20 protein-coding genes are annotated in these 23,858 nt (G+C 64.3%); 12 read left to right on the top strand and 8 right to left on the bottom strand.

The features are described 5' to 3' along the window. On the top strand, window positions 1–1,350 hold the full coding sequence (locus AC3WRC_RS01025; RefSeq protein WP_055806944.1) for an OmpP1/FadL family transporter: 1,350 nt from the start codon (window positions 1–3) through the stop codon (window positions 1,348–1,350). 114 nt (window positions 1,351–1,464) lie between these two features. Here AC3WRC_RS01025 and AC3WRC_RS01030 read toward each other — a convergent pair whose 3' ends face one another. Beyond that, on the bottom strand, window positions 1,465–2,961 hold the full coding sequence (locus AC3WRC_RS01030; RefSeq protein ID WP_492302512.1) for a DEAD/DEAH box helicase: 1,497 nt from the start codon (window positions 2,959–2,961) through the stop codon (window positions 1,465–1,467). A gap of 276 nt (window positions 2,962–3,237) precedes the next feature. Beyond that, window positions 3,238–3,801: a hypothetical protein gene (locus tag AC3WRC_RS01035; protein WP_492302514.1), complete on the bottom strand. Its 564-nt coding sequence runs from the start codon at window positions 3,799–3,801 to the stop codon at window positions 3,238–3,240. Between the two features lie 164 nt (window positions 3,802–3,965). Between AC3WRC_RS01035 and AC3WRC_RS01040 the strand changes: the two genes are divergently transcribed. The 3 genes from AC3WRC_RS01040 to AC3WRC_RS01050 all read left to right on the top strand — a co-directional run bounded on the left by AC3WRC_RS01040 (window position 3,966) and on the right by AC3WRC_RS01050 (window position 6,849). Next, complete coding sequence (locus AC3WRC_RS01040) at window positions 3,966–4,406, top strand: hypothetical protein (protein ID WP_492302515.1); 441 nt, start codon at window positions 3,966–3,968, stop codon at window positions 4,404–4,406. Between the two features lie 25 nt (window positions 4,407–4,431). Then, window positions 4,432–4,719 (top strand): hypothetical protein, encoded by a 288-nt coding sequence (locus AC3WRC_RS01045; RefSeq protein WP_492302517.1) that lies wholly within the window; start codon window positions 4,432–4,434, stop codon window positions 4,717–4,719. An 879-nt stretch (window positions 4,720–5,598) separates the two neighbouring features. After that, complete coding sequence (locus AC3WRC_RS01050; protein WP_492302519.1) at window positions 5,599–6,849, top strand: RNA-directed DNA polymerase; 1,251 nt, start codon at window positions 5,599–5,601, stop codon at window positions 6,847–6,849. A 35-nt stretch (window positions 6,850–6,884) separates the two neighbouring features. On the opposite strand, the gene uvrB is transcribed toward AC3WRC_RS01050, so the two are convergent. The 3 genes from uvrB to AC3WRC_RS01065 all read right to left on the bottom strand — a co-directional run bounded on the left by uvrB (window position 6,885) and on the right by AC3WRC_RS01065 (window position 13,254). Beyond that, the gene (gene uvrB, locus AC3WRC_RS01055) at window positions 6,885–9,113 is read right to left on the bottom strand and encodes an excinuclease ABC subunit UvrB (protein ID WP_307513193.1); all 2,229 of its coding nucleotides are present in this window, start codon (window positions 9,111–9,113) and stop codon (window positions 6,885–6,887) included. A 191-nt stretch (window positions 9,114–9,304) separates the two neighbouring features. After that, window positions 9,305–10,168, bottom strand: coding sequence for a restriction endonuclease (locus AC3WRC_RS01060; protein ID WP_174085293.1), 864 nt, complete (start codon window positions 10,166–10,168; stop codon window positions 9,305–9,307). Continuing rightward, window positions 10,168–13,254 (bottom strand): type ISP restriction/modification enzyme, encoded by a 3,087-nt coding sequence (locus AC3WRC_RS01065; protein WP_492302521.1) that lies wholly within the window; start codon window positions 13,252–13,254, stop codon window positions 10,168–10,170. The genes AC3WRC_RS01060 and AC3WRC_RS01065 overlap by 1 nt, the downstream gene beginning before the upstream one ends. Before the next feature lie 136 nt (window positions 13,255–13,390). Here AC3WRC_RS01065 and AC3WRC_RS01070 point away from each other — a divergent pair, with 136 nt between their 5' ends. The 6 genes from AC3WRC_RS01070 to AC3WRC_RS01095 all read left to right on the top strand — a co-directional run bounded on the left by AC3WRC_RS01070 (window position 13,391) and on the right by AC3WRC_RS01095 (window position 17,502). Beyond that, entirely contained in the window at window positions 13,391–13,726 is a 336-nt protein-coding gene (locus AC3WRC_RS01070; protein ID WP_091749647.1) for a PadR family transcriptional regulator, read from the top strand. Continuing rightward, entirely contained in the window at window positions 13,723–14,865 is a 1,143-nt protein-coding gene (locus tag AC3WRC_RS01075) for an HAAS signaling domain-containing protein (RefSeq protein ID WP_492302522.1), read from the top strand. The genes AC3WRC_RS01070 and AC3WRC_RS01075 overlap by 4 nt, the downstream gene beginning before the upstream one ends. A 72-nt stretch (window positions 14,866–14,937) precedes the next feature. Further along, window positions 14,938–15,639, top strand: coding sequence for a hypothetical protein (locus AC3WRC_RS01080; RefSeq protein ID WP_492302523.1), 702 nt, complete (start codon window positions 14,938–14,940; stop codon window positions 15,637–15,639). After that, window positions 15,632–15,841, top strand: coding sequence for a helix-turn-helix transcriptional regulator (locus AC3WRC_RS01085; RefSeq protein WP_017504712.1), 210 nt, complete (start codon window positions 15,632–15,634; stop codon window positions 15,839–15,841). The genes AC3WRC_RS01080 and AC3WRC_RS01085 overlap by 8 nt, the downstream gene beginning before the upstream one ends. 70 nt (window positions 15,842–15,911) lie before the next feature. After that, window positions 15,912–16,991 carry a bifunctional transcriptional activator/DNA repair enzyme AdaA gene (locus tag AC3WRC_RS01090; RefSeq protein ID WP_492302525.1) on the top strand — a complete coding sequence of 360 codons (1,080 nt, stop codon included), beginning with the start codon at window positions 15,912–15,914 and terminating at the stop codon, window positions 16,989–16,991. Beyond that, the gene (locus AC3WRC_RS01095) at window positions 16,975–17,502 is read left to right on the top strand and encodes a methylated-DNA--[protein]-cysteine S-methyltransferase (RefSeq protein WP_492302527.1); all 528 of its coding nucleotides are present in this window, start codon (window positions 16,975–16,977) and stop codon (window positions 17,500–17,502) included. Before AC3WRC_RS01090 ends, AC3WRC_RS01095 begins: the two co-directional genes overlap by 17 nt. Here AC3WRC_RS01095 and AC3WRC_RS01100 read toward each other — a convergent pair. Then, window positions 17,499–18,209 (bottom strand): LamG-like jellyroll fold domain-containing protein, encoded by a 711-nt coding sequence (locus AC3WRC_RS01100; protein WP_492302529.1) that lies wholly within the window; start codon window positions 18,207–18,209, stop codon window positions 17,499–17,501. The two genes, AC3WRC_RS01095 and AC3WRC_RS01100, sit on opposite strands and share 4 nt — an antisense overlap. A gap of 109 nt (window positions 18,210–18,318) precedes the next feature. On the opposite strand from AC3WRC_RS01100, the gene AC3WRC_RS01105 reads away from it, so the two are divergent. Further along, a complete protein-coding gene (locus AC3WRC_RS01105; RefSeq protein ID WP_017504716.1) occupies window positions 18,319–18,717 on the top strand; it encodes a host attachment family protein in 399 nt (132 codons plus the stop codon). A gap of 40 nt (window positions 18,718–18,757) precedes the next feature. Here the strand turns inward: AC3WRC_RS01105 and AC3WRC_RS01110 are convergent, their stop codons facing one another. Then, complete coding sequence (locus AC3WRC_RS01110) at window positions 18,758–20,965, bottom strand: methyl-accepting chemotaxis protein (RefSeq protein WP_492302531.1); 2,208 nt, start codon at window positions 20,963–20,965, stop codon at window positions 18,758–18,760. A gap of 69 nt (window positions 20,966–21,034) precedes the next feature. After that, entirely contained in the window at window positions 21,035–22,549 is a 1,515-nt protein-coding gene (gene ilvA, locus AC3WRC_RS01115) for a threonine ammonia-lyase, biosynthetic (protein WP_313007154.1), read from the bottom strand. A gap of 202 nt (window positions 22,550–22,751) precedes the next feature. On the opposite strand from ilvA, the gene nadA reads away from it, so the two are divergent. Then, entirely contained in the window at window positions 22,752–23,831 is a 1,080-nt protein-coding gene (nadA, locus tag AC3WRC_RS01120; RefSeq protein WP_492302533.1) for a quinolinate synthase NadA, read from the top strand. Window positions 23,832–23,858: the final 27 nt, after the last annotated feature.

Consider the following 23,858-nt stretch of genomic DNA (forward strand, 5'->3'; position numbering starts at 1 on the left):
ATGACCTCCAGGAACTTCGCCCGCGTGGGCGGGATCGCCCTGACGACCGCCCTGCTGGCCGGCGTCGCCGCCCCGGCCATGGCCGGCTCCTTCTATGTCCAGGAACAATCGACCCGCGGCCAGGGTCGCGCCAACGCCGGCGTCGGCGCCGATAAGGGCGTCCAGTCGCTGTGGTGGAACCCCGCCGCCATCGCCGGAACCCAGCGCGAAGTTTACCTCGGCGCCCACGGCCTGATCCTGGACTCCGACGTCGACAACACCGGCTCGAGCCTGACCTACAACGTTCCGGTTCCGGGCGTCGGCGTCGTCAGCCGCTCGGCTCCCGTCAACGGCGACCCGCACGTCCATGACGTGGTCGAAAGCGGCATCGTGCCGAACTTCGCCGTCTCCATGCCGATCGGCGACCGCTTCAACGTCGGCCTGGCCGTCCAGGCGCCCTACAACTTCACCACCAAATATGAGCCGACCGACTTCGCGCGTTACGACGCTCTGACGTCGGAACTGCGCTCGGCCAACGTCAGCCTGGTCGCCGCCATGACGGTCACCGACTGGCTGGACATCGGCGCCGGTTTCGACGCCCAATACGCCAAGGCGACCCTGTCGTCGGCCCTGCCGAACGTGCCGATCCCGGCCGTCCTGTCGCCCGCCTATGTCGTCTCGCCGTCGACCGATGGCCGCAACCAACTGGAAGGCGACGGCTGGGATTACGGATGGAACGCCGGCGCCCAGATGCACTTCGGCAAGCTGGACCTGGGTCTGTCTTACCGCTCCAAGATCGAACACGAGCTGGAAGGTTCGGTAAACATCTCGGGCCTCACCGGCGTCCTGGCCGGCGCCAACGTCTCTACCGATGGCGGCGCCTCCTTCACCACGCCTTGGTACGCCACCGTCTCGGCCCGCTACGCCGTCAACGATCGCCTGACCCTGAACGCCCAGGTCAACCAGATCGGCTGGAGCGAGTTCGACGCCATCCGCGTCGCCTACACCGGCGGCGGCTCGACCATCGTTCAGGACTATGACGACGTCACCACCGGCGCGATCGGCTTCGACTACAAGATCGATCCGTCGATGACCTTCCGCGCCGGCCTGGGTTACGACCCGACCCCGACGCCGGACGATCACCGCACCGCCCGTATTCCGGACGGCGACCGCTGGCTCTACGCCGCCGGTCTGTCCAAGACGATCGGTTCGATGACCTTCGACGGCGCTGTGACCTACATCGACATCGACACCGCGACGATCAACGACACGCGCGACGTCTATGGCAACGGCCTTGTCGTCTCGAACCTGCGCGGCGAAGCGCAAGGCTCGGGCGTCGGCTTCTCGCTGGGCGCGACCTGGAACTTCTAAGTTCCGCTCAGCACCGGCTGACATAAGAACGGCGGCTCCTTCGCAGGAGCCGCCGTTTTTTTTATCGCCTCAACATGAAGGCGGTGAGGAGCAAACGCTCCCCGATCCTCAGGCTCAGCCCTTGGCGGCGCCGCCGTAGCCTTTGCCGCCGTTCGACGGGCGGCGGCGGGGGCGGCGCTTCATTTCGCCCTCGGCCGGTTTGACGTTATCGTTGATGGAGGGGACGCGCTCGCCAGCCAGGGGGTTGTAGGCGCGCTCGGGACGCGGGGCCGCCGGGGTCTCGCCCGGGCGGTTGCGACGCTGGCGGTGCGGCTGGCCGCCGCCTTCCGGACGCACGCCCTCGCGGTGTGGCGCGCGACGGCCGCGACCGCCCCGTCCCTGGCCGCCCTCGTTGCGCTCGCCGCCCTCGCGTTCCGGCATCGTCGCCTTCTTGCCGACGCCGGTGGCCATGATGGTGGCGTCCAGGTGGCCCAGGGCCTTATCGTTACGGCGGTCGATGGCCGGGATCTTCTGGCGCGTGACCTTCTCGATGTCGCGCAGCAGCTTCATCTCGTCGCCGGCGACGAAGCTGACGGCGGTGCCGTCCTTGCCCGCCCGCGCGGTGCGGCCGATGCGGTGGACATAGCTTTCCGGCACGTGCGGCAGTTCGAAGTTCACGACGTGCGAGACGCCGTCCACGTCGATGCCGCGCGCGGCGATGTCGGTGGCGACCAGGACGCGCAGCTTGCCGGCCTTGAAAGCGGCCAGGGTGCGTTCACGCTGGGGCTGACTCTTGTTACCGTGGATGGCCCCGGCCTCGACGCCGCCGGCTTCCAGATAGGCCGCGACCTTGTCGGCGCCGTGCTTGGTCTTGGTGAAGACCAGGCAGCGCGTGTACTCGGGATCGCTGAACATCTCGGTCAGCAGGGCGCGTTTGCGGCCCTGTTCGATATAGACGACCGACTGGCTGATGCGCTGCACCGTGGTCGACTGCGGCGTGACCTGGACCTTGACCGGGTCCTTCAGCAGTTCGCCCGCCAGCTTGCCGATCTCGCCGGGCATGGTCGCCGAGAAGAACAGGTTCTGACGCTTGGCCGGGATCTTGGAGACGATCTGGCGGATCGGCTTGATGAAGCCCAGGTCCAGCATCTGGTCGGCCTCGTCCAGGACGAAGATCTCGGTCGAGGACAGGTCCAGGTTCTTCTGCTGGATGTGGTCCAGCAGGCGGCCGGGCGCGGCGACCAGGATGTCCAGACCCTGTTGCAGGGCCCGCTCCTGACCGCCGTATTTCACGCCGCCGAAGATCACCGCGACCCGGAAGCCCAGGTGCGCGCCGTAAGCCTTGAAGCTGTCGCCGATCTGGGTGGCCAGCTCACGCGTGGGGCTCAGGACCAGCACGCGGGTCGTGCGCGGCTTGGGCGCGATGCGGTTTTCGGCCAGGCGATGCAGGATCGGCAGGGCGAAGGCGGCGGTCTTGCCGGTGCCGGTCTGGGCGATGCCCAGCAGGTCCTTGCCGGCCATGACGTCGGGGATGGCCTTTTCCTGGATCGGGGTCGGCTTGGTATAGCCGGTCGAGGCCAGCGCCTGGAGAAGGGCCTTGTTCAGGCCCATGGATTCGAATGTGGTGCTCACAGCAGTCTGTCTTTCGCGTAGCGGCAGGGCGCTATCAGCCATGGCATGACGCCGTCGGGCCGCGCACCGCCAGTCCCGACGGGGCCTCGGGGAGGAGGCCTGCGGGGTGGATCGGGCGCCGCCCCGCGTGTCCGGGCAGCGAATGGATATGAGGGGCCGGCGGCTTCTACAGACAGGTCCGAAGGGGACCCACACGCGCTGGAGACGCCGGAGATCGCGAGTGTGCGACGCCGCGCAAATGGGCGCTTATCGCCGATAAGTCAACTGCGGCGCCCATCAGGGCGCGTATCGCGTCGCCGCCTCTGGCAGGCCGTCGGGCAGGCCGATGGCCGCGCGCCAGTCCTCGGGATGCAGCCGCGCCATCTCCAGATCCAGCCACGCCAGCGGCTTCAGCGCCCCGTCCGCGTCCCAGAACCGCTCGGCCCACGGCTGGCCCATCTCGATCGCCCGCGCCCGGTCCCGCGCCGTCGCCTCGGGCCCCAGATGCGTCGCGCGCCAGTGATACAGCCACGGAATATGCCAGTGCGGCGCCCGGCTCAGCCGCTCGTCCGTCATCGCCGCCGCCAGACATTCCGCCAGCGCCCGCGCGTCCTCCAGCTGGGCGTTGAAGGCGTCCCGCCGCGCCTGGATATGCCGGTCCCAGCCCTCGGCCGGCTCGATCGGCGCCACCGTCGGCTCGGGCCGTTTCCAGCCCTCCGCCTCGCGCCGCTTCCACAGGGCGGGCACCCCGACGTCATAGCGCGCGGCGACCGACCGCGCGGTCTCGCCGTCCTCCCACGCCTTCCTGACCTCGGCCCAGACGGCGTCCGGCCGGATCTTGCGATGTATGCCCTGGCTCATGCGACAGGGGTGTCGCACGCCCCTGCGTCATCATCGGTCGCACCCGCGCCTCATGCACAGCTGGCGCGCAACACCTCACATCTCGCGATGTGGAAAATCAGATCTCTAGCCTCGAAAATCGGCCTTCTCCCGGCCTGGGGTAAAGACCGCCCCATAATGTCCGCATGGAAAAACGCCGCTACAAGATCAAACCGCCCGAGGTCTGGACCCAGGTCCGAAAGGACTATCTGTCCGGCCTCGACGCCAAGACCGTCGCCGCCCGCCACGACGTGACCGAGGCCGCCATTCGCGCCCGCGCGACGAAGCAGGGCTGGTCCCGCCATCCGCGCAGCGAGGCCGCGACGCCCGCGCCCCAACCCCTGTCGCCCCACGACGCGGCCGACCTGTCGCCCGACGACCCGAATGACCCGGCGGCCCTGGCCCGCGCCGCCGCCCAGGCCTCGGGCCGCGCCCTGCACGCCCAGGACTTCGCCCAGGCCCGCGCCCTGGCGGCCTTGGCCGAGACCTATCGCAAACTGGCCGACCGCGACGGCCCCGGCCGGGCCGCCCGCCTGACGGTGAAAAAACGCCCCCCTGCAACTGGTTTTCGACATCCTGACCAATGAGGCCGAAGCCGAGAACCGCTTCGCCATGAACACCAGCGACAAGAGCGAATGGGAACTGCGCGGCCAGTACTGGCAGGCGAAGCAGAAGCTGACCCGCGCCAACGATGAATGGAGCAGCGCCCAACTGGCCCGCCGCGTCCAGCTGGACCGCCGCATCGCCGCCCTCGAGGACCAGCTCCGCGCCGCCGGCCTCGACCCCGTCATCGAACGCGAACAAGACCGCCGCATCTCCCAGGGCCTCGACCTCTATCTGGGCCCGCTGCGGGGAATCGTGACGATGGAGGAATGGGACAAGACGCTGGATGAACTCTGACGTCTGATCCTTCTCCCGCAAGGGGAGAAGGATCAGAAAGGCAATGAAGGCTCAGGGCCTGACCCGCGCCGCCATGGCCCGGAAATAGAGACCATCTGGGCACAACTGAAACGGGTGTTGAAATCGGAGGCATCGAACGTGACGCTGGTCGGCAAGAGCCGTGCGGAAAAGACGCTGCGCGAGCATTGTAGGTTTGGTCAAAGTCGGCTGGCTGCCTTATGAACTCTTGCTAGTAATTCCTGCCCATAGTTAAAAGCGCGGGGGGATTCAGTGGCACTCACACCATCTAGCAGCGGCAAGGCTCTTCTAAATACGCCCAGATTAGCGGCGCGGCGAGCTGTACTTCAGCAAGCGTTTTCACTTTCTGAGATGGAAAGGTGCTGGACTAAATATGTCCGACCCGGATTACGCGATCAGGAAGTTCTAGACCTATATGATTATAACGATTTCCACTGGGGGCGGAAAACATACTTCGAAAGTTTGCGCTCGGAAATTCTTGACGGCACTTATATGCCCAGCGCTTCCACGCCCGTTCGAGTTGAAAAATCAAATGGCGTAAATCGAACTTTGATAATACCGTGTGCTCAAGACTGCGTCGTCTTGCAATGCGTCGTTGAGCACATATTAAAGCGGGTTCTTGCGAAACAGCCATCTAGTAACGCATTTTTCAGCCGGAGTCATGGCTTTGCTGGGGCGACTGTCGGATTTGACTCAGATTATATATGGTTTCGGAGGTGGAAAAAATTCGCCAGTTTGAGGTTCAATTTAGCGAAATCTTACTCGCATATATGCACAACCGACGTCGCAAATTATTTCGATAATATCGATTATATCCATCTCAGAAGTATATTGTCGTCTGTGGCGAGAATAGATGAAGTTGTGTTGGATGTTATGTTTAAAGTGCTTGATGCTGTCAGTTGGAGGCCGGATTACCTTCCTCCATCCGGCCGGGGCCTGCCGCAGGTAAATTTTGATGCGCCACGTTTATTGGCGCACGCGTATCTTTACGAGATAGATAGCTACCTGAAGTTCAAAACTAACGACACATTTGTGAGGTGGGTCGATGACATGACGATACCAGCTTCAAGTTATGAAGAGGCAAAAACTACAGCCAGAGATTTGGATCAGCTACTAATGACACGAGGGTTACGCCTAAACGCTGGAAAGACTAGCGTCCTAAGCGCAGCTCAAGCAAAGAAATATTTCTATCAAGCGGAAAATTCATACCTAGACGATGAAATAATAAAAGCGAATAAGTTCGCTAACGATCCAGCCCGTAAATTAGCATTGATAAAAAGAGCCAAGAAAAATTTTCTAGCTTTTTCTGTGATGCCAAAAACTGGGCATTGGGACAAGGTCGCAAAGCGATATATTACCCTATTCACAAATCTGAAAGACGATTCGCTCGTAGATTATTGTTCTAAAGCAATAATCGATCAGCCGACATTAAGAGATTCGGTCTGGAGATACTTTGCAGCGATCGGTCCGTCTAAAAAATTATTTGACGTTATTAAAAAATATCTAATTAGTGAACACGCTCTTGATGACGCTTCAGTTTTTCAGTCTGTAAACGTGATCCTCAACTGGCCAGTTCAGCCGAGTTCAACAGTTCATAAGGGCGCTAAGTTGTTAGGGCAAACGCTGAGCGAAAAGATTTTTGTTGCAAGAAGCGAGTTCTATTTTATCGGTGCTTTAAGACTTATCGCGAAATACGGGTATGCAGCTGATCTTCATAAGATGCTGAAAGACACCAAAGAGTTATGGTCGGTGTCTGAATCGATGTCACGGCAGGTTGCGGCATCACTGCCAAAATTTCGCACATCGTCTTCAAAATTGGCTGTCCGCAAGACTATTGAAGCGCATCGGATGTCGTCTGCAAACTCCGTTATTATGTCTCTAGACCACATATATGAGACAGCGCCTAAACTGGACCCGGAAGTCAGGATGTATATCCTGAACGGAAAAAACAAGTCTAACTACACAATAGACAGATTTCTTTTAGCTCTTCATGTTCTTATCTGTAAAAAGCTAAGCGTCTCGATGAGAGTGAACTTAAAAAATGATCTTCTGAAATATATTCAAGACCCGCTATATTTAAAAGTCATAAACTCTGTAAATCCCACTTCGTAATTGGGGTGAGATAGCGCGCGTTTTAAGGTCGCTACCTACAGCCGCCCCTTCCTGAACCGCTCCTGCGCCTCCGCCGCCGCTTCCGCGCGCCAGCGCTTCGGCGCCGACTTGTCGACCGCTTCCCCCGCGCCGGTCAGGGCTTCGTTGGCGAACTCCAGGTCCATCAGCTTCATGCGCTTGATCTCGTCGCGCAGGCGGCCGGCTTCCTCGAACTCCAGGTTGGAGGCGGCCTCGCGCATGCGGCCTTCCAGGTCGCGCAGGGCGGCCTGGAAGTTGGAGCCGACGAAGGGTTTGGAGGCTTCGGCCACGCCCGGCTTGGTCAAGCGATCCATCTCGCGCGACTCATAGGGGCTGTCCATGATCTCCTTGATGTCGCGCTTGACCGTTTCGGGCGTGATGCCGTGTTCGGTGTTGTAGGCGACCTGGCGTTCGCGACGGCGGTCCGTCTCGGCGATGGCGCGCTCCATACTGCCGGTCATGCGGTCGGCGTACAGGATGACGCGGCCGTCCACATTGCGCGCGGCGCGGCCGATGGTCTGGATCAGTGAGGTCTCCGAGCGCAGGAAGCCCTCCTTGTCCGCATCCAGGATGGCGACCAGGCCGCACTCGGGGATGTCCAGACCCTCGCGCAGCAGGTTGATGCCGATCAGGCAGTCGAACGTGCCCAGCCGCAGGTCGCGCAGGATCTCGATCCGCTCCAGCGTATCGACGTCGGAGTGCATGTAGCGGACGCGGATGCCCTGCTCATGCATGTATTCGGTCAGGTCCTCGGCCATCTTCTTGGTCAGAGTGGTGACCAGGCTGCGATAGCCCTTGGCCGTCGTCGCCTTGACCTCGTCGATGACGTCGTCGACTTGGTTGCGGGTCTTGCCCGAGACGGGGCGGATTTCGACCGGCGGGTCGATCAGGCCGGTGGGGCGGATGACCTGTTCGACGAAGACGCCGCCCGCCTGTTCCATCTCCCACGGGCCGGGGGTGGCGCTGACGTGCACCGTCTGGGGGCGCATGGCCTCCCATTCCTCGAACTTCAGCGGGCGGTTGTCGATGCAGGAGGGCAGGCGGAAGCCGTATTCCGCCAGCGTCGATTTGCGGCGGTAGTCGCCCCGGAACATGCCGTTGATCTGGCCGATGGTGACGTGGCTCTCGTCCACGAACAGCAGGGCGTTGTCGGGGATGTATTCGAAGAAGGTCGGCGGCGGCTCGCCCGGCGCGCGGCCGGTCAGCCAGCGGCTGTAGTTCTCGATGCCGGCGCAGCTGCCTGTGGCCTCCATCATCTCCAGGTCGAACCGGGTGCGTTGCTCCAGCCGCTGGGCCTCCAGCAGCTTGCCGTTCTCGACCATCCAGTCCAGCGTCTCCTTCAGCTCCGCCTTGATGCCGGCGGCGGCCTGGTTCAGCGTCGGGCGCGGGGTCACATAGTGGCTGGCCGCATAGACGGTGATCTCGTTCAGATCGGCCGTCTTCTTGCCCGTCAGCGGATCGAACTCCTGGATCGCCTCCAACTCGTCCCCGAACAGGCTGATGCGCCACGCCCGGTCTTCCAGGTGGACCGGGAAGATTTCGATCACGTCGCCCCGCTTCCTGAACATCCCCCGGTCGAAGTTCAGGTCGTTGCGCTTGTACTGCAGTGCGATCAGATCCGCCCGCAGCTTCGCCTCGTCGATCTGATCCCCCACCTTCAGCGTGAACGTCATCGCCGTATAGGTCTCAACCGATCCAATGCCGTAGATGCAGGACACCGACGCCACAACAATGACGTCTTCGCGTTCTAGTATAGCTCTAGTCGCAGAGTGCCGCATCCGGTCGATCTGCTCATTGATCGACGAGTCCTTTTCAATGTAGGTGTCAGTCCGAGGAACATAAGCTTCCGGCTGATAGTAGTCGTAGTAGCTGACGAAGTATTCGACCGCGTTGTCGGGGAAGAAAGACTTAAATTCGGAATAGAGCTGGGCCGCCAGCGTCTTGTTCGGCGCCAGGATCAGGGCGGGGCGCTGAGTTTCCTCGATCACCTTGGCCATGGTGAAGGTCTTGCCCGAGCCGGTGACGCCCAGCAGCACCTGGTCGCGGTCCCCGGCCTGGGCCTGGGCCACCAGTTCGGCGATGGCGGCGGGTTGGTCGCCGGCGGGGGTGTATTTGGTCTCCAGCCGGAAGCGGCCGCCCTTCTTCTTGCCCTCGTGCGAGGGGCGGTGCGGCACCCAGTCGGCGGGCGCGGCGACCGGCTCCTCCGGCGTCAGGCGTGGCCCGGCGACCGGGGCGAACATCGGCATCTTGCCCCACTTCTGGCCCGTGTCGCGGATGAAGGCGGCCGAGGCCTCCTGCACTCCCGGATTGGGCACGTGAACGGGCTTGGCCGGCTTGGCGGCGGCGGGCTTCGGCGTCGAAGAACGGTTCATGAACAGAACTTAGTGCGTGAGGAGGTCTCTCGCCATAGCGCCGCACGACCGCAAGGGTTGCGCGGTCAGAACCCCGCGAAGGCGGCCTCGTTCACCGTGACCTGTTCGACCATTTCCACGACCACGCCCAGGCGGCGATCCTTGAGCAGATCGCACAGGGCATCACCATCCACCAGATCGATGGCGGGCGCCCCATCGCGCGTGGCCTCGCGCCGCGCATCGGCGGTGAAGGTCCCGGTTGTGATGATCAGTCCCTTGTCGGTCCGCCCGACCATGGCGCCGCGAAAGTCGCGCACTGCCCCCGCGCCGACCGAGCCGGAATAGCGTTTGCACTGGAACAGCACGTGGAAGGACAGCAGATTGACCCGCAGCACGCCCGTGCCGTCGATGCCGCCGTCGCCCGACTTGCCAGTGACTTCGACTTTGATGAAGCCAAACTCACGCAAGAGGCGCTGGCACAACCGCTCAAATGCGGCGGGATCAACGGTCGTAAGGACGGACAGCAGCCTGTCCTTCCAATCCCCGCCCTCTAACTCGGCTACGACCGCCGGCGGCTGGCCCGCGTCCTCGGGGTTGGCGGCGCCCTTCTTGGCGTCGCTATAAGCTTTCTGGACCTGCTTGGGGATGGCCGCGACTTGGTCGGGCGTCATAGCAAGCCCGTCAGCGGTTAGACTCCAAACTCCGCGTTGGCTGTTGTCGATCGCCCCTCCGAGTTTCAGCCAGCTGCGCGCGAAACCCAGCCGTTGATCGACGACCAGCTGATTCCACTTGCCATGCCGGACCGACATCGCTTCTTCGGAGAGGGCCATGTGCTGCGCTACGTCTTGGAGCATCTCCGCGTTGCTTAACGATCGGCCATGCGCCTTAAGTCGCTCGATGATCGGCCACATGAAGGCTTCCATGGGCGGTATGTCTGACGGAGCAATCATCAGGCTTCGACTTTCTTCTGTTCTCTGGCGGATGTAGGCAAATCCGCCATGGCGTCGGTGACGGCGAGGGTTTGCAGGCTGACGGTGACGACGCGGGCCAGCAGGTCGATGACCGTCTCCTTGTAGTCGGCGAAGCGGTAGGTGTTGAACTTCTCGCGGATGGTCGGGTCCTTCGGCGTCTTTTCCTTGTGCTGGTCCAGCACCCAGTCGATGGCCGAGCGGTTGCCCAGGCGATAACGCCAGGCCTCGGTCGGTATGCCCGACAGCTGGGTGTCGGCGTCCAGGACGACGACGCCCTTGTCCGGATCGGACTTCAGCTTGACCGCCGGGGTCGTGCCCTCGGCCCGTTTGGGGTCGGGCGCATCGGTGCGGGTCAGGGGATGCGGTTCGACGGCCTCGTAGCCGATGTGGAGGTCCAGCAGGGCCTGGCCCCAGTCCCGCCAGCGGCGGAAGTCGGGATAGAGGGGAATGCGCGGGAACTCGCGCTTCAGGTTCAGGGCGTAGGTCTCGCGGTATAACGGGTCGTGCAGCACCGCATAGACATAGGCGAAGATGTCGTCCTTGGTGAGCGCGGCGGCTTTGCCGTAGCGGTCGGTGAACGATTTCAGCGCCCAGTCGGTGATGTTGTCGAGGCGGTCGCCTTCTTTGTTGAAGCGTGATCGACTAGCGCAGATTGCCGCCGCCGCCGCGCCAACAAAATGGCGATCAGGAATCCACGCTGTCGCGAGGGTCATCCAGGGTTTTTGCGCGTGCGGGTCGGTGAAAACGATGGCGGGATGTGGTGCGCTATCTGGAAAGACGGCGGGTGTTTGGAAATGGAAAGCGTTTATGTGGCGGTCGTAGTAAATGAATCTTGGTGAGAATGGGCGGTACTCCGCACGTCTAATCTGACGGTCGTTGAACTGCTTTTGGACGGCACGTTTCACGTGCTTATCCAATTCTCGATCCCATTTGATCGGTGCAATACCAGTTTCTGAATCACCTCGACGTCGTCGCTCATACCCGTCGATGAAAAACCTGATCTTATTGGTCAGCGCTAAATCCGATTGATCGTAAGACCACTCATCTCGCTTAGTCTCGACGCCTTGCGTCGCCAATCCGAACAGGGCCCGGTCATCGCTCCGGGTGCTCACCGTACCCGTTGAAGAGGAAACAACAGGGAGGAATTGGCTCCAGTCGTTTTCGCTCACATCGAGCCAATCGTTCTTCCGGTTCGGTTGGATGGTCTCCACTTGCAACTGCCGCAGCCCGCCGATGGACGAGATCGCCTGAAGTTTGTCCTCGGCCGTCTCCATCTCAGGCCGCCGCGCGTAGCGAATGACGGCCCCGCCCTTGTGACCTTTCTTCTTGACCAGAAACATCATGGCGACGCCGGTCTGGATGCCGAAGACATTGTGCTTGGTGCCCGACAGCTTAGGGTTGTCGCGAACGTCGCCGCCCAGGTCGAAGACCCAGATTTCCGCGAACTCGCGCGCGATCACCTTGCGGAACCCGTCGTAGGCGGCCTTGGCGAAGGGTTTGCGGCCGATGATGAAGGCGATGACGCCCTCGTCCTTCACCCGGTCCGAGGCCCAGCGGACGAAGCGGGTGTACATGTCATAGACGCTATTCTTGTTCTGGGCCGTGCCTTCCTTGATGTAGGTGGCGCTGATCCGCTGATCGACCCGGTGATAGGGCCGATTGGCGTTGTTCTGGTTGTAGTTTTCCTGCCAGGCGTTGTAGGGCGGATTGCCGATGACGACGCTGATCTTGCGGCTGTTCTGACGCCGCACCCGCTCGGAATTCTCGTCCGAAATCGTGGCGAACAGGTCGTGCTGGTGACCGGAATAGATGCCGAGCGCCGCGACGTTATCCAGGGTGTCCACGAAGCAAAGGCCCGGGAACTCCTCATACTTGCCCACGATGGCGGCGTAGGTCGCCTCGATGTTCAGATTGGCGACGTAGTAGGGCAGGATCGCGACTTCGTTGGCGTACAGCTCGGTCAGATATTTGTAGACCAGCTTCTCAGGCCGTCCCCGGAAATGCTCCATCAGTTCGACGATGAAGGTGCCCGTGCCGGTAGCGGGATCCAGGATGTTCACGTCCCGGTCGATCAGCGACTTCTTGAAGTGCCGCTCGCACAGCCAGTCGGTCGACTCGATCATGAAGCGCACGATCTCGTTGGGGGTGTAGACCACGCCCAGCTTGTCGGCCGCCTTGGGATTATAGACCTTGTAGAAGTTCTCGTAGATCGCCTTCAGGAAGCCCTGCTTCTCCGAATGGGAGCTGATCAGGGCGGCGGTCGAGCGGATGGCGGCGTAATAGGGCTCCAGCGCCGCCAAGGTCTGGCGTTTGACGTCGCCGCGCCAGAAGCTGGAGTCCAAGGCATGTAGGGCCTTGGCGACGTTGTTCTCGTGGTGAAAATCATTATTGCCGAACACGCGGGCGAAAATGTCTTCCGTCAGGATGTGCTGGATCAGCATTTCGCGCACATCATCGGCCGTCACCGACGGATTGATCGCGGACTTGGCCTGTTTCAGGAAGGCGGCGGCGTCGGCCTGAAAGGCGGCGTTTGAGCCTTGCGCCTCGTCGATGCGGCGGCGCAGTTCCGTCAGAACCGCCGGCAGGTCGGCCTTGAACTGGGCGATGGCCTTTCTAAACTCGGCGATCTCGGGCCGCTGCCAGCCGAAGAACAGCTCAAGCAGGCGTTGCAGCCCTGGCCCGTCGTCGGTCTTGCACCGCATCACCTCAGCGCCGTTCTGGATCAGGACAGCCTGGGTCGAATCTTCAAAGATGATGTTGGTGTTGGGGTAGCCGCGCCTGAACTTCTTGGTGATCTCCTCGTCCAGATCGTCGTCCGCGTCCTTGGCCTCCCAGTAGCCGAAGGGGACGCGCAGATCGTGCATCAGGGCGCCGTCCACGTAGTTTCGGACCTTGGCCGTGGTGATAATCTCGTGCTCGGGGATGAAGACCAGGCTCTGTGACCGGCCCCACTTTTTCAGCAGGTCCTTGAAGGCCTCGCGCACCACGGACTCTCGCTGGGCGCCGGAGACGCGCTTCAGCGTCGCCAGATCGTTCAGATATTCCGTGATCAGTAGTTGGCTCATTGGCGTCCCCCGAGGCCGGGCGACCTAAGCCCATTTCATCTTGGCGTTGCAAGGCTGTGATCTCCTCTTGACTCCCTCACACAGTATGTCCCATACACTGTGCGTCACACACTATGTGACGCATGGAGGTTGGCGGGTGAGCGAGAACGACGAGGCGTTGCTGTTCGAGAGTCTGCGGCTGGAGCTGCGGCGGGGGTCGTTGATCCTGGCCGTGCTGGCGAGCTTGCGGCGCGAGCAATACGGCTATTCGCTGCGGGTCGCCCTGGGCGAGGTCGGGGTCGAGATGGAGGAGAGCACCCTCTATCCGCTGCTGCGCCGGCTGGAGAGCCAGGGGCTGCTGGACAGCGAATGGCGCGAGGAGGAGCGGCGCAAGAAGCGGTTCTACCGCCTGTCGCCGCGCGGGGAGGCGATGCTGGAAAGGCTCGCTGTGGAATGGCGCGGCCTGTCGGCCTCGCTGGAGAAGATGCTGTGAACATCGGGAAAGAGGGAGAGACCGGCATGGACCTGGTCGAGCGTTATCTGAAGGCCGTGGCGGCCCAGCTGCCGAAGGACAACCGTGACGACATCGTCGCCGAGCTGCGCGACGAGATCATGGGGCGTCTGGAGGCGCTGGAGGCGCATCTGCGCCGGGCGCCGACCGACGACGAGGTCGAGGGCCTGCTGCGCGAAGTCGGTCACCCGCTGAGCGTAGCGGCGCGCTATCGCGCAGGACCGCAGGCGCTGATCGGGCCTGAGCTTTATCCGTGGTGGATGTTCGGGCTGAAGGTCGGGCTGACGGTCATGGCGGCCGTCACCCTGATCGGCCTGGCGGTGCGGGTTCTGGTCGGCGATGTCTATGTGGGCCAGGCGATCGGGCAGGGGATCGCCAGTCTGATCAGCGGTGCGATCACGGTCGTCGGTTTGCTCACCGCCGTCGGCTTCGTTCTGGAGCGTCAGTCGAAGAAGCCGGACTTCATCGCCAAATGGCGCGTCAAGGATCTGGGCCTGTTTGAGCTGGGTGGCGATTTCGACGCCGAACAGTGGGGACAGAAGCTGGCGAACGGCGACTGGTCGGGACGGAACATGGGTCAGGCCAAGTCAGGCCGCGCCGTGCGCAAGAGCGCCGAGATGTCGCCCGTAGCGCGTGCGGTGGCCAGCGCCATCGGCTGGACCGTGGTGCTGCTGTGGTGGACGGGCCTGTTGCAGGTCGCGCCGATCCGGCCGGAGGAACTGGCCGGAGTCGTCGACGGCGTCGATTATGGGCGCATTCTGGCCGACATGGTGCGGGTCGCCTATTGGCCGGTCGCCCTGTTCGCCGCCTGCCGCATCGGTTTCGATCTGATGCGGGCGGCGTCGGGCGGCAATGTGCGGGTCACGGCGCTGGGCGACCTGGCGTTCGGTGTCGCCGCCGCCTGGGGCCTGCTGTGGGTCTGGTTCTGGTCGGCGCTGTCGCCGCTGATCTGGGTCGGCAGCGCCACCGATTTCGTGGATCGGATTCGGGTTCTGATCGGCCGCTCCGGCGACGATGTGGGCGGGGTGGCGACGATCCTGATGGTCGTGGTCGTCTGGGCCTTCGCCGCAGAGGTGGTGCGGGTCATCCGCGCGGCGGCGCGACTGGTCGTCGGTCGATAAGGCGACATCCCCTCTTGACGGCGTGTAACCTATAGGTGATATGTCACCTCAAGGTTACTTCAGGAGGAAGTCGTGAACAAGGACGAAAACGCCGCAGTTCTGCGGGTGCAATCGAGCCGGCGTCGATACTGGTGGGGCGGCGTCGCCATGCTCGTCATTGGCGCCGCCGCCCTGGCGGGCGGGGCGGGTTTCGCGCTCATGCATGGAACAGAGGGCGACCAGGCGACGACGGCGGGCGTGGCGGCGGGCTTCGGCTTCGGGCTGATGCTCATCGGAGCCATGATGGCCTGGTGCGGCCGCCCCGGACAGGCGATCGGTGTGGCGGAGAGCCGGGACGGCGCACGCCGCGAAAAGCTGCAGCGGGGGCGTACGCAACAGCTGGTCCTCTATCCGTTGGTGTTGCTGCTCTTCATGGCTCAGGCGCATCTGGCCATGCAGCGGGTGCTGGGCGGCGACCACAACCTCGGCGCCTATGTGCAGATCCTGCTGCCGGTTCTGTACGGCTGGCTGATTCCCGTGCTCGTCATGGGCTGGGATTGGAATGCGCAGAAAAATCGCCGCTTGATGGAAGACGAGCTGACGCAGGTGCTGCGGGCGCGATCGATGATCCTGGCCTTCGTCGTGCTGATGGGCGGGGTGACCGTAGCGCTGGGTCTGGGTCTGTGGCGCGCGGACTATGGCGTGCTGGCTCTGCCCTATGTCCTGGCGCTGGGCGGGGCGTCAGCGGGTCTGCGATTCGCCTGGCTGGATCGCGAGGCCGGTCGCGATGGGTGATCCCAGGCTCGGCTCGCGGCTGAAGGAGGCGCGCACCGCCGCAGGCCTGACGCAGCAGGGGCTGGCCGACAAGGCCAGCGTCTCGCGCAAGACCATCAACACGGTCGAGAACGGCGTCTTCGTGCCCTCGACCGTGCTGGCCCTGGAACTGGCGCGGGCCCTGGACACGACGGTGGAGGCCTTGTTCTTCCTGAGAGACTGATCCGATCCATGTCCGAAAACCGCGAGACATCGTCGGGCGGGCGGCGCATCCTGCGGGCATGGATCAGCTGTTGGATCAGAAGGCCTGCTGGCGCGCCGTCGTGGCGCGGGACGCCCGTTTCGACGGGCGTTTCTTCACCGGCGTGACCTCGACGGGCATCTACTGTCGGCCCGTCTGCCCGGCGCGGACGCCGAAGCGCGAGAATGTGGCCTTTCACCCCAGCGCCGCAGCGGCCGAGGCGGCGGGCTTGCGGGCCTGTCTGCGGTGCAGGCCCGAGACGGCGCCGGAAATGGGCGCCTGGCGCGGCACGTCGAACACTGTCAGCCGCGCCTTGGCCCTGATCGAGGCGGGGGCGCTGGATACCGGAAATGCGGAGGCCCTGGCGACACGTCTGGGCATGGGGGAGCGGCAGCTGCGCCGCCTGTTCCGCCAGCATCTGGGCGCCGCCCCGGTCAGCGTGGCCCAGACACGGCGCGTCCTCCTGGCCAAACAGCTGATCCACGAGACCGACCTGTCGATGGCCGAGGTGGCGATGGCTTCCGGCTTCGGCAGCGTGCGACGCTTCAACGAGACGTTTCAGGCCCTGTACGGCCGCGCGCCGTCCGAGCTGCGGCACCGCAAGGTCGAGGCCGAAGCGGGCGGGGTGATCAAGATCGGTCTGTCCTATCGCCCGCCCTATTACTGGGACGCCATGATGACGACCTTGGCGACTCGCGGCGTCGCGGGCGAAGCAGTGGTCAACGGCGCCTGGACCCGGCGGCTGCGCCCCGACGTGGATGGCACGGACGGTGCGGTGACGGTGCGCCCCGCTCAGCCGGGCAAGGCGGCGGTCGAGGCGCGGATCGACAATCTGAAAGCCTTGCCGGGCGTGCTGGCGCGGGTGCGACGCGTGTTCGACCTCGCCGCCGACCCCGAGGCGATCACGCGCGACCTGTCGGCCGACCCCGTTCTGCATGCCGCAATCAGGGCCAGGCCGGGGCTAAGACTTGCGGGCGACTGGATCGATGCCGGCGCGGATGCGCCCAGCGACCGGCTGGCGACGACGGACGCCGCGCTGCTGGCGCGCGCCGAGCGGTGGCGGCCGTGGCGGGCCTATGGCGGACTCTACTGGGCCCTGAGCGAGGAGCGGCGAGATGATCAAGCAGCCTGACATGCATCTGACCCTGGATCGCATACCGTCCCCTGTAGGCGAGATGCTGGTCGTCACCGACGCCGACGGCGCGGTGCGGGCCTTGGACTTCCACGACTACGAAGCCCGTCTGCGCCTGTTGTTGCGCCGACACTACGGTGAGGTCGTGCTGACCGAAGGCCGCGCTCCGGAGCCGGTCCGTCGGGCGGTCGAGGCCTGGTTCGGCGGCGAGCTTACCGCCTTCGACGCCATTGCGGTCCGCACCGGCGGCACGGATTTCCAACGCGCAGTGTGGAAGGCCTTGCGCGACATCCCGACCGGCGAGACCCGCACCTATGGTCAGCTCGCTGCGGCCATCGGCGCGCCAAAGGCCGTCCGCGCCGTAGGCCTGGCCAACGGCGCCAATCCGGTCGGTGTCATCGTGCCGTGCCACCGCGTGATCGGCGCGAACGGGACGTTGACCGGCTATGCGGGCGGACTGGAGCGCAAACGCTGGCTGCTGGCGCATGAGGCGGGCGGGCGATTGCTTTAGCCCCGCGTGAAGCGTTCGGGCGGCAGGGCGGCGTGGGTGAAGCGGGCCTGACGCACCGCGCCCTTGAAGTAATTCACGCGGTTGATGCGGCAACCGACCGAGGCGCGGCCTGGCCCTTGCGGCTTGAACGACAGCGGGTGCTCGCCCTGCAGGACGCCGTCTACATAGGCGCGGTACAGGACGCCGTCGAAGGTTTGCGCGACGTGAAACCACTGTCCGCAGGGATGGAGCCGCTCGGGGAAGATCAGGGTGTGGTTGTAACCGGGGCCGCGCGTGAAGGCGTCCAGGTACCAACGGTCCTGAACCACGCGGATCTCGAACAGGAAGCGCGTCTGCGACGGCGGCTGATCGGCCGGCGCCTCTTCGGCGAGATGAAACCAGCGCTGTTCGAAGGCGCCGCCGTCGGGTCGGAACAGGGCCTCGAAGGTGAAGGTTTCGGCCCCGGCCAGCGGATGCTGATTGATGAACAGGGCGTCGTCCACGCCGTCGAACTGAACCGCTCGGCCAAACGGACTGTCGATCAGGCTCGGCGCGCCCTCGACGCGGGTTTCGATCCCCCCGATGTCGGTCAGGCGATCGAAGGTCCATATCGATTGGCGCGGCGACGCAGCCGTCATGGTCGCGCACCCCGGCAGGATCGCAGCCGCGGCGCCCGATGCGCCCAGGGCCATCAGGCGGCGGCGGTCCAGCGGCAGGACGTCAGGCATGGTTCATCTCCCGGCGGTTTTGTCGCGCGACACTATGGGATCGGCGGCGCGAGGCAACGGCCTGCGTCCCGGTTCGTTGTCTCGATCCCTACAGACTGGAGTATCGACGATGAAACTTTCCAATGGCGCGCTGGTGGCGGTGGTCGATGGCGAGAAGCTGGCCCTGTTCAAGAATACGAACGCTTCGGACATCAAGCTGACGCCGCTGGAAACCCCGGCCATCGCGGATCGGGTTTCGGGTTCGGCCGGCCGCCGATCCAATGAAGCCAACCCCGACAATGACACCCAGGCCGAGGACGGTTTCGCCATGGGCGTCGCCGAGGTGCTGAACAAATGGTCGGTCACCAATAAGATCGACGAACTGCTCGTGATCGCAGCGCCCAAGACGCTCGGCGAACTGCGCAAGCATTGGCACAAGGACCTTCAAGCCAAGCTGGTCGGCGAGATCGCCAAGGATCTGACCGGCCATTCCAGCGATCAGATCGCCGCCGCCATCGACAAGGCGTGAAGATTGTCAGACGGGCTCTAATGTGGCGCCCGTCGCTTGATCAGGCGGCGCGTCTCGACTGCGCCGCCTGACCCAGGTCGAAGCGGCTGATCAGACCCTCCAGTTCGCCGGCCTCGTTCGTCAGGGCGTGGCTGGCGGCTGTGGATTCCTCGACCATGGCGGCGTTCTGCTGCGTGAACTGGTCCATCTGATTGATCGCCATATTGATCTCGCCGATGCCGACCGACTGTTCGCGCGTCGCGGCGGCGATGGAGCGAACCAGGGCGTTAGCCTCCGCCACTTGGACAGCGATGGCGCTGAGGCTATCGCGCGTCAGCGACACCTGGTCGGATCCGCGCTGCACATTGCTTTGCGACAGGGCGATCAGCGCCTTGATCTCTTTTGCGGCGCTGGCTGACCGTTCGGCCAGGCCCCGCACCTCGGATGCGACGACGGCGAAACCGCGTCCGGCTTCCCCGGCCCGGGCGGCCTCGACGCCGGCGTTCAGGGCCAGCAGGCTGGTCTGGAAGGCGATCTCGTCGATGACGCCGACGATCTGGTTGATTTGGGTCGAGGACTGCTCGATCTCTGACATGGCGCCGATTGCGTCTTGCACGACGGCCTCGCCCTTGTCCGCCGCCGCCTGAGCGGCCTGAGTGATGTCTCGGGCGCGCTCGGCGTTTTCGGCGCTACTGCGCACTGTCTGAGTCAGCTCGTCCAGCGCGGCGGCGGTCTGCTCCAGACCGGCGGCCTGCTGCTCGGTGCGGCGCGACAGGCTGTCGGCGGCGGCGGCGATGTCCTGACATCCGCCGCGCATCGACTGGGCCGTGGTCCAGATGCCGGTCATCGTCGTGTGCAGTTGATGCAGGGCGGCGTTGTAATCTTCCGGGATGCGACGCGTGTCGGCGGTGAAGCCCGCCTCCGGCATCCGCCAAGCCAGTTCGCCGGCGGCGAGGCGCGACAGACCTTCGCCCAAAGTCTCGACGGCGCGGGTTTGCGAGGCGGCGAAAAGCTCGGTCTCCTCGGCGTGCCGGCGACGATCTGTCTCGGCGGCCGCACGTTCGCGCTGTTGCTGGTCGCGACGGGTCAGACCGTCCGCAAGCTCGATCCTGAACCCTTCGAGCGCCCGCGCAATCTGGCCCAGTTCGTCGGCCTTGTCCGCGCCGGCCACGGGGATGTCATAGCGTCCATCGCTCATGGTCTGCACATCGGCCGTCAGACGCGCCAGTGGGCGTCGGATCAGACGGTCACTGGTGATCAGAAGGGCGACGATGATGGCGGCGATGATCAGAACGCCGCCGACCAGAAGCATCAAGGCCAACTGCCGCGCCGGGCCCTCGATCGTCTTGACGGGGATGTCCAGCACGACGGCCCAGGTCGCCTTTTGGCCGGGCAGGATCACGGGCTGGACCAGACGTCGAACCGGCTCGCCGTTCACGCTGACGCCCTCGACCGCCTGGGCTTGGCGTTTGGCGATGACGTTGCGCACGATGTCCGCGCCAGCGTCCGCATAGGCTTGACCTCGCACTGCGGCGTCCGGATGGGCGACCCAGACGCCCTTGTTCGACACCAAGGTCACGCGGCCCGTGCCCAGCGGTTTCATCGCCGCCAGACGCTGCGACAGGTTGGCCAAGGTGATATCCAGGCCCGCGACGCCGATGATGCGGCCGTTGGCGTGCACCGGATAGGCGACCGAGGTCATCGCGACCTTGCCGCCGCCAATGTTCTCTTCGTACGGTTCGACCACGACCGGCGCGCCGCTGGCCATCGGCTCGGTGTAATAGGCCTGTTCGAAGTCCGAGCCGTCTGCCTCAGGTTCCAGGGAAATCTGGCCGTCGCGGCGCACCCAATAGACTGAAAGTCGTCCGTTGACGTTCGAACTGGTCGCCGCATCACCAATGTGGGCGGCGTCGGCGCCGACGGCGTCAGGGGCAGCCATGAACCAGGCGCCCATGACCTGATCGGTCGCTTCGGCGTTCGGCTTGACCAGGGCCATATAAGCGGCGCGGTCGGTCAGGCCCGTCTGTCGTGCGGCGCCCAGGGTTGCCGCCAGGGTTTTGGCGCCCGTGCCCGCCGAGACGATCTCGTTGCGGATTTCTTGCGAGGCCTCTTGCGCAGCGCTTTCGGCGTACCGGCCCGCCATGTCGCGGACGATCGCGCCGGAATAGGCCGTCACGCAGATGGCCGCGACGATCATCAAGGCGCCGATGGCGAGCCCCGCCACGACGGCGAGCTTCAGGGCGATGGACAGGCGATTGAACGCAGACATGACGGGCTCCGTAGGCCCGCGCTTATGCGCCCCGTTCCCCAAACACCCCGTTAAGGCGGCGCTACGTAGTCATGCGCCGTCCAGAAACAGCCGGCACGCCGGATTGGCGGTCTCATCGACGTAAGGGTAGCCCAGATCGGCCAGGGCGGCGGTCAGTTGGCCCTGTTCCCGGGGCGGTACGCTGATGCCCGCCAGCACCCGGCCGACGTCGTCGCCGTGGTTGCGATAGTGAAACAGCGTCAGGGCCCAGGCGGGCTGGAGGCTGTTCAGGAACCGCAGGAAGGCGCCGGGGCGTTCGGGGAACTGGAAGCGCAGGATGCGTTCGTGGAGCAGGCCGACAGTGCGGCCGCCGACCATGTAGCGGACATGCAGCTTGGCGGTCTCATTGTCGCTCATGTCCTCGACGGCGTAGCCGCCCGAACGCAGGGCCGCGATCAGGTCGTCGCGCTCGTGCGGACCGTTTCGCAGGGCCACGCCGACGAAGATTTGCGCCTGCCCGTCGCCGGACCAGCGATAGTTGAACTCGGTGACCGAACGACCGTCCAGACTGTCCAGGAATCGACGGTAGTCGTCGCGGTCGTCCTTCATCGCCACGGCCAGCAGCGCCTCGGCACCCTCTCCGATCTCGGCCCGTTCGGCGACGTGGCGCAACCGGTCGAAGTTCAGATTGGCGCCCGAGTTGATGGCGATCAGACTGCCGCTTCCGGGGTGGGCGGCGGCCCAAGCCTTCAGCCCCGCCAATGCCACGGCGCCCGAGGGCTCGGCGATGGCGCGGCTGTCGTCGAAGATGTCCTTGATCGCGGCGCAGATGGCGTCGGTGTCCACCAACACGATCTCGTCCAGCAAATCCTTGCAGAGGCGGAAGGTCTCGGTTCCCGCTCGCCGCACGGCGACGCCGTCGGCGAACAGGCCGACCTCGTTCAGGGTCACGACCTCACCCGCGTCGATGGCGGTCTTCATGGTCGGGGCATCCACCGGTTCGACGCCGATGATTCGGGTCTCGGGCCGCAGGAATTTGACGATCGCCGCGACGCCGGCCGCCAAGCCCCCGCCGCCGATGGGCACGAAGATGGCTTCGATCGGGTCGGCGTGCTGCCGGGCGATCTCTAGGCCCACCGTGCCCTGGCCCGCGATGACGTCGGGGTCGTCGAAGGGATGGATGAACGCCGCGCCGGTCCGGCCCTCCAGATCACGGGCGTGGGCGTAGGCTTCGTCGAAGCTGTCGCCACGCAGAACCACTTCGCCGCCCAGGGCGCGGACGGCCGCGACCTTTATGCCGGGGGTGGTGGTGGGCATTACGATGGTGGCGGGAATGTCGCGACGTGCGGCCGCCAGGGCGACTCCCTGCGCGTGATTGCCGGCCGAGGCGCATATGACGCCCCTGGACAGTTCGTCCTCCGACAGGCCGGCGATCTTGTTGTAGGCGCCGCGGATTTTGAACGAAAAGACCGGCTGCAAGTCCTCGCGCTTCAGCAGGACGGGCCGGTCGAGCCGGGCCGACAGGCGGCGCAGCGGGTCGAGGGGCGTTTCCTCCGCCACGTCATAGACGCGGGCGGTGAGGATGCGGCGGATGGTGTCCTGCATGGAAATGCTGCGGATAGGCGCTTGGAAGCAAAGAAGTGGGCTGCCGTCTAGGCGATATTCGCCGAAATGGGAACGGTTTTTGCAAATCTTTGTCTTCGGTGGCGGATAGGAGGCGGCATGCATTTCCTCTTGCACAGCGCCCGCATAGGCCTACATTGCGCCTGCTTATGCTAAATGTGAGCATAAGGGTATGGAGATGATCATGGCTGACGGCGCCTTTGGTCTGACGAAAGAGCTGGCGCGGGAAACCGCCGGGGTGTGGGCCAAGGTCAAGGACCACGTCACGCCTTTGGAGTGGCCCGAACAGGCGCGCCTGATCAGCGAGATCAACCGGCTGAAGCGCGAGCGCGACGCCGTAATCCTGGCCCACAACTATATGACGCCCGAGATCTTCCACGGGGTCGGCGACTATGTCGGCGACAGCCTGGGCCTGGCCAAGGAGGCCGCGCGGTCGGACGCCAAGGTGATCGTCCAGGCGGGCGTCCACTTCATGGCCGAGACGTCCAAGATCCTGTCGCCCGAGAAGACCGTGCTTATCCCCGACCTACGCGCCGGGTGCTCGCTGGCTTCATCGATCACCGGGGCGGATGTGCGGCTGATCAAGCAGCGCTACCCCGGTCTGCCGGTCGTGACCTATGTGAACACCACCGCCGATGTGAAGGCCGAGACCGACATCTGCTGCACCAGCGCCAATGCTGTTCAGGTGGTCGAATGGGCGGCCAAGGAATGGGGCGTGGATCGGGTCATCCTGATCCCGGACGAGTTCCTGGCGCGCAATGTCGCGTCCCAGACGACGGTCGGCATCATCGCCTGGAAAGGTCGCTGCGAGGTGCACGAGCGGTTCACGGTCGCCGATATCGCCGAGATGCGCGCCGCCTATCCGGGGGCCGAGATCCTGGCCCACCCCGAATGCCCTGAGGACGTGCTGGCGGCGGCGGACTTCGCCGGCTCGACGGCGGCGATGACCGACTATGTCGAGGCGCGCCGGCCCAAACAGGTGGTGATGATCACCGAATGTTCGATGGCCTCGAACGTCGCTGGCGACGTGCCGGGCGTGCAGTTCATCGGCCCGTGCAACCTGTGCCCGCACATGAAGCGGATCACGCTTCAGAACATCCATGACTGCCTGCTGCACATGCAGTTCGAGGTGATCGTGCCCTCTGACATGATCGAACGTGGACGCCTGGCGGTGCAGCGAATGATCGACCTGCCGCCGCCCGCCATTCCCGCGCGCTACGATCTGGTCAAGGCGCGCCACCACGTCGATGTGGAGCTGATCTGAGCGTGACGCGGCGATCGGTCCCGGCGA

It is taken from the genome of Brevundimonas sp. EU05-FHT14B07, assembly GCF_058790795.1.

What these genes read in the sequence shown, in the direction of transcription:
- AC3WRC_RS01025 (WP_055806944.1), top strand. Translation starts at nt 1, where the DNA reads ATGACCTCCAGGAACTTCGCCCGCGTGGGCGGGATCGCCCTGACGACC.
- AC3WRC_RS01035 (WP_492302514.1), bottom strand. Translation starts at nt 3,801, where the DNA reads ATGAGCCAGGGCATACATCGCAAGATCCGGCCGGACGCCGTCTGGGCC.
- AC3WRC_RS01040 (WP_492302515.1), top strand. Translation starts at nt 3,966, where the DNA reads ATGGAAAAACGCCGCTACAAGATCAAACCGCCCGAGGTCTGGACCCAG.
- AC3WRC_RS01045 (WP_492302517.1), top strand. Translation starts at nt 4,432, where the DNA reads ATGAACACCAGCGACAAGAGCGAATGGGAACTGCGCGGCCAGTACTGG.
- uvrB (WP_307513193.1), bottom strand. Translation starts at nt 9,113, where the DNA reads ATGCCGATGTTCGCCCCGGTCGCCGGGCCACGCCTGACGCCGGAGGAG.
- AC3WRC_RS01060 (WP_174085293.1), bottom strand. Translation starts at nt 10,168, where the DNA reads ATGATTGCTCCGTCAGACATACCGCCCATGGAAGCCTTCATGTGGCCG.
- AC3WRC_RS01065 (WP_492302521.1), bottom strand. Translation starts at nt 13,254, where the DNA reads ATGAGCCAACTACTGATCACGGAATATCTGAACGATCTGGCGACGCTG.
- AC3WRC_RS01085 (WP_017504712.1), top strand. Translation starts at nt 15,632, where the DNA reads ATGGGTGATCCCAGGCTCGGCTCGCGGCTGAAGGAGGCGCGCACCGCC.
- AC3WRC_RS01095 (WP_492302527.1), top strand. Translation starts at nt 16,975, where the DNA reads ATGATCAAGCAGCCTGACATGCATCTGACCCTGGATCGCATACCGTCC.
- AC3WRC_RS01100 (WP_492302529.1), bottom strand. Translation starts at nt 18,209, where the DNA reads ATGCCTGACGTCCTGCCGCTGGACCGCCGCCGCCTGATGGCCCTGGGC.
- AC3WRC_RS01105 (WP_017504716.1), top strand. Translation starts at nt 18,319, where the DNA reads ATGAAACTTTCCAATGGCGCGCTGGTGGCGGTGGTCGATGGCGAGAAG.
- AC3WRC_RS01110 (WP_492302531.1), bottom strand. Translation starts at nt 20,965, where the DNA reads ATGTCTGCGTTCAATCGCCTGTCCATCGCCCTGAAGCTCGCCGTCGTG.
- ilvA (WP_313007154.1), bottom strand. Translation starts at nt 22,549, where the DNA reads ATGCAGGACACCATCCGCCGCATCCTCACCGCCCGCGTCTATGACGTG.
- nadA (WP_492302533.1), top strand. Translation starts at nt 22,752, where the DNA reads ATGGCTGACGGCGCCTTTGGTCTGACGAAAGAGCTGGCGCGGGAAACC.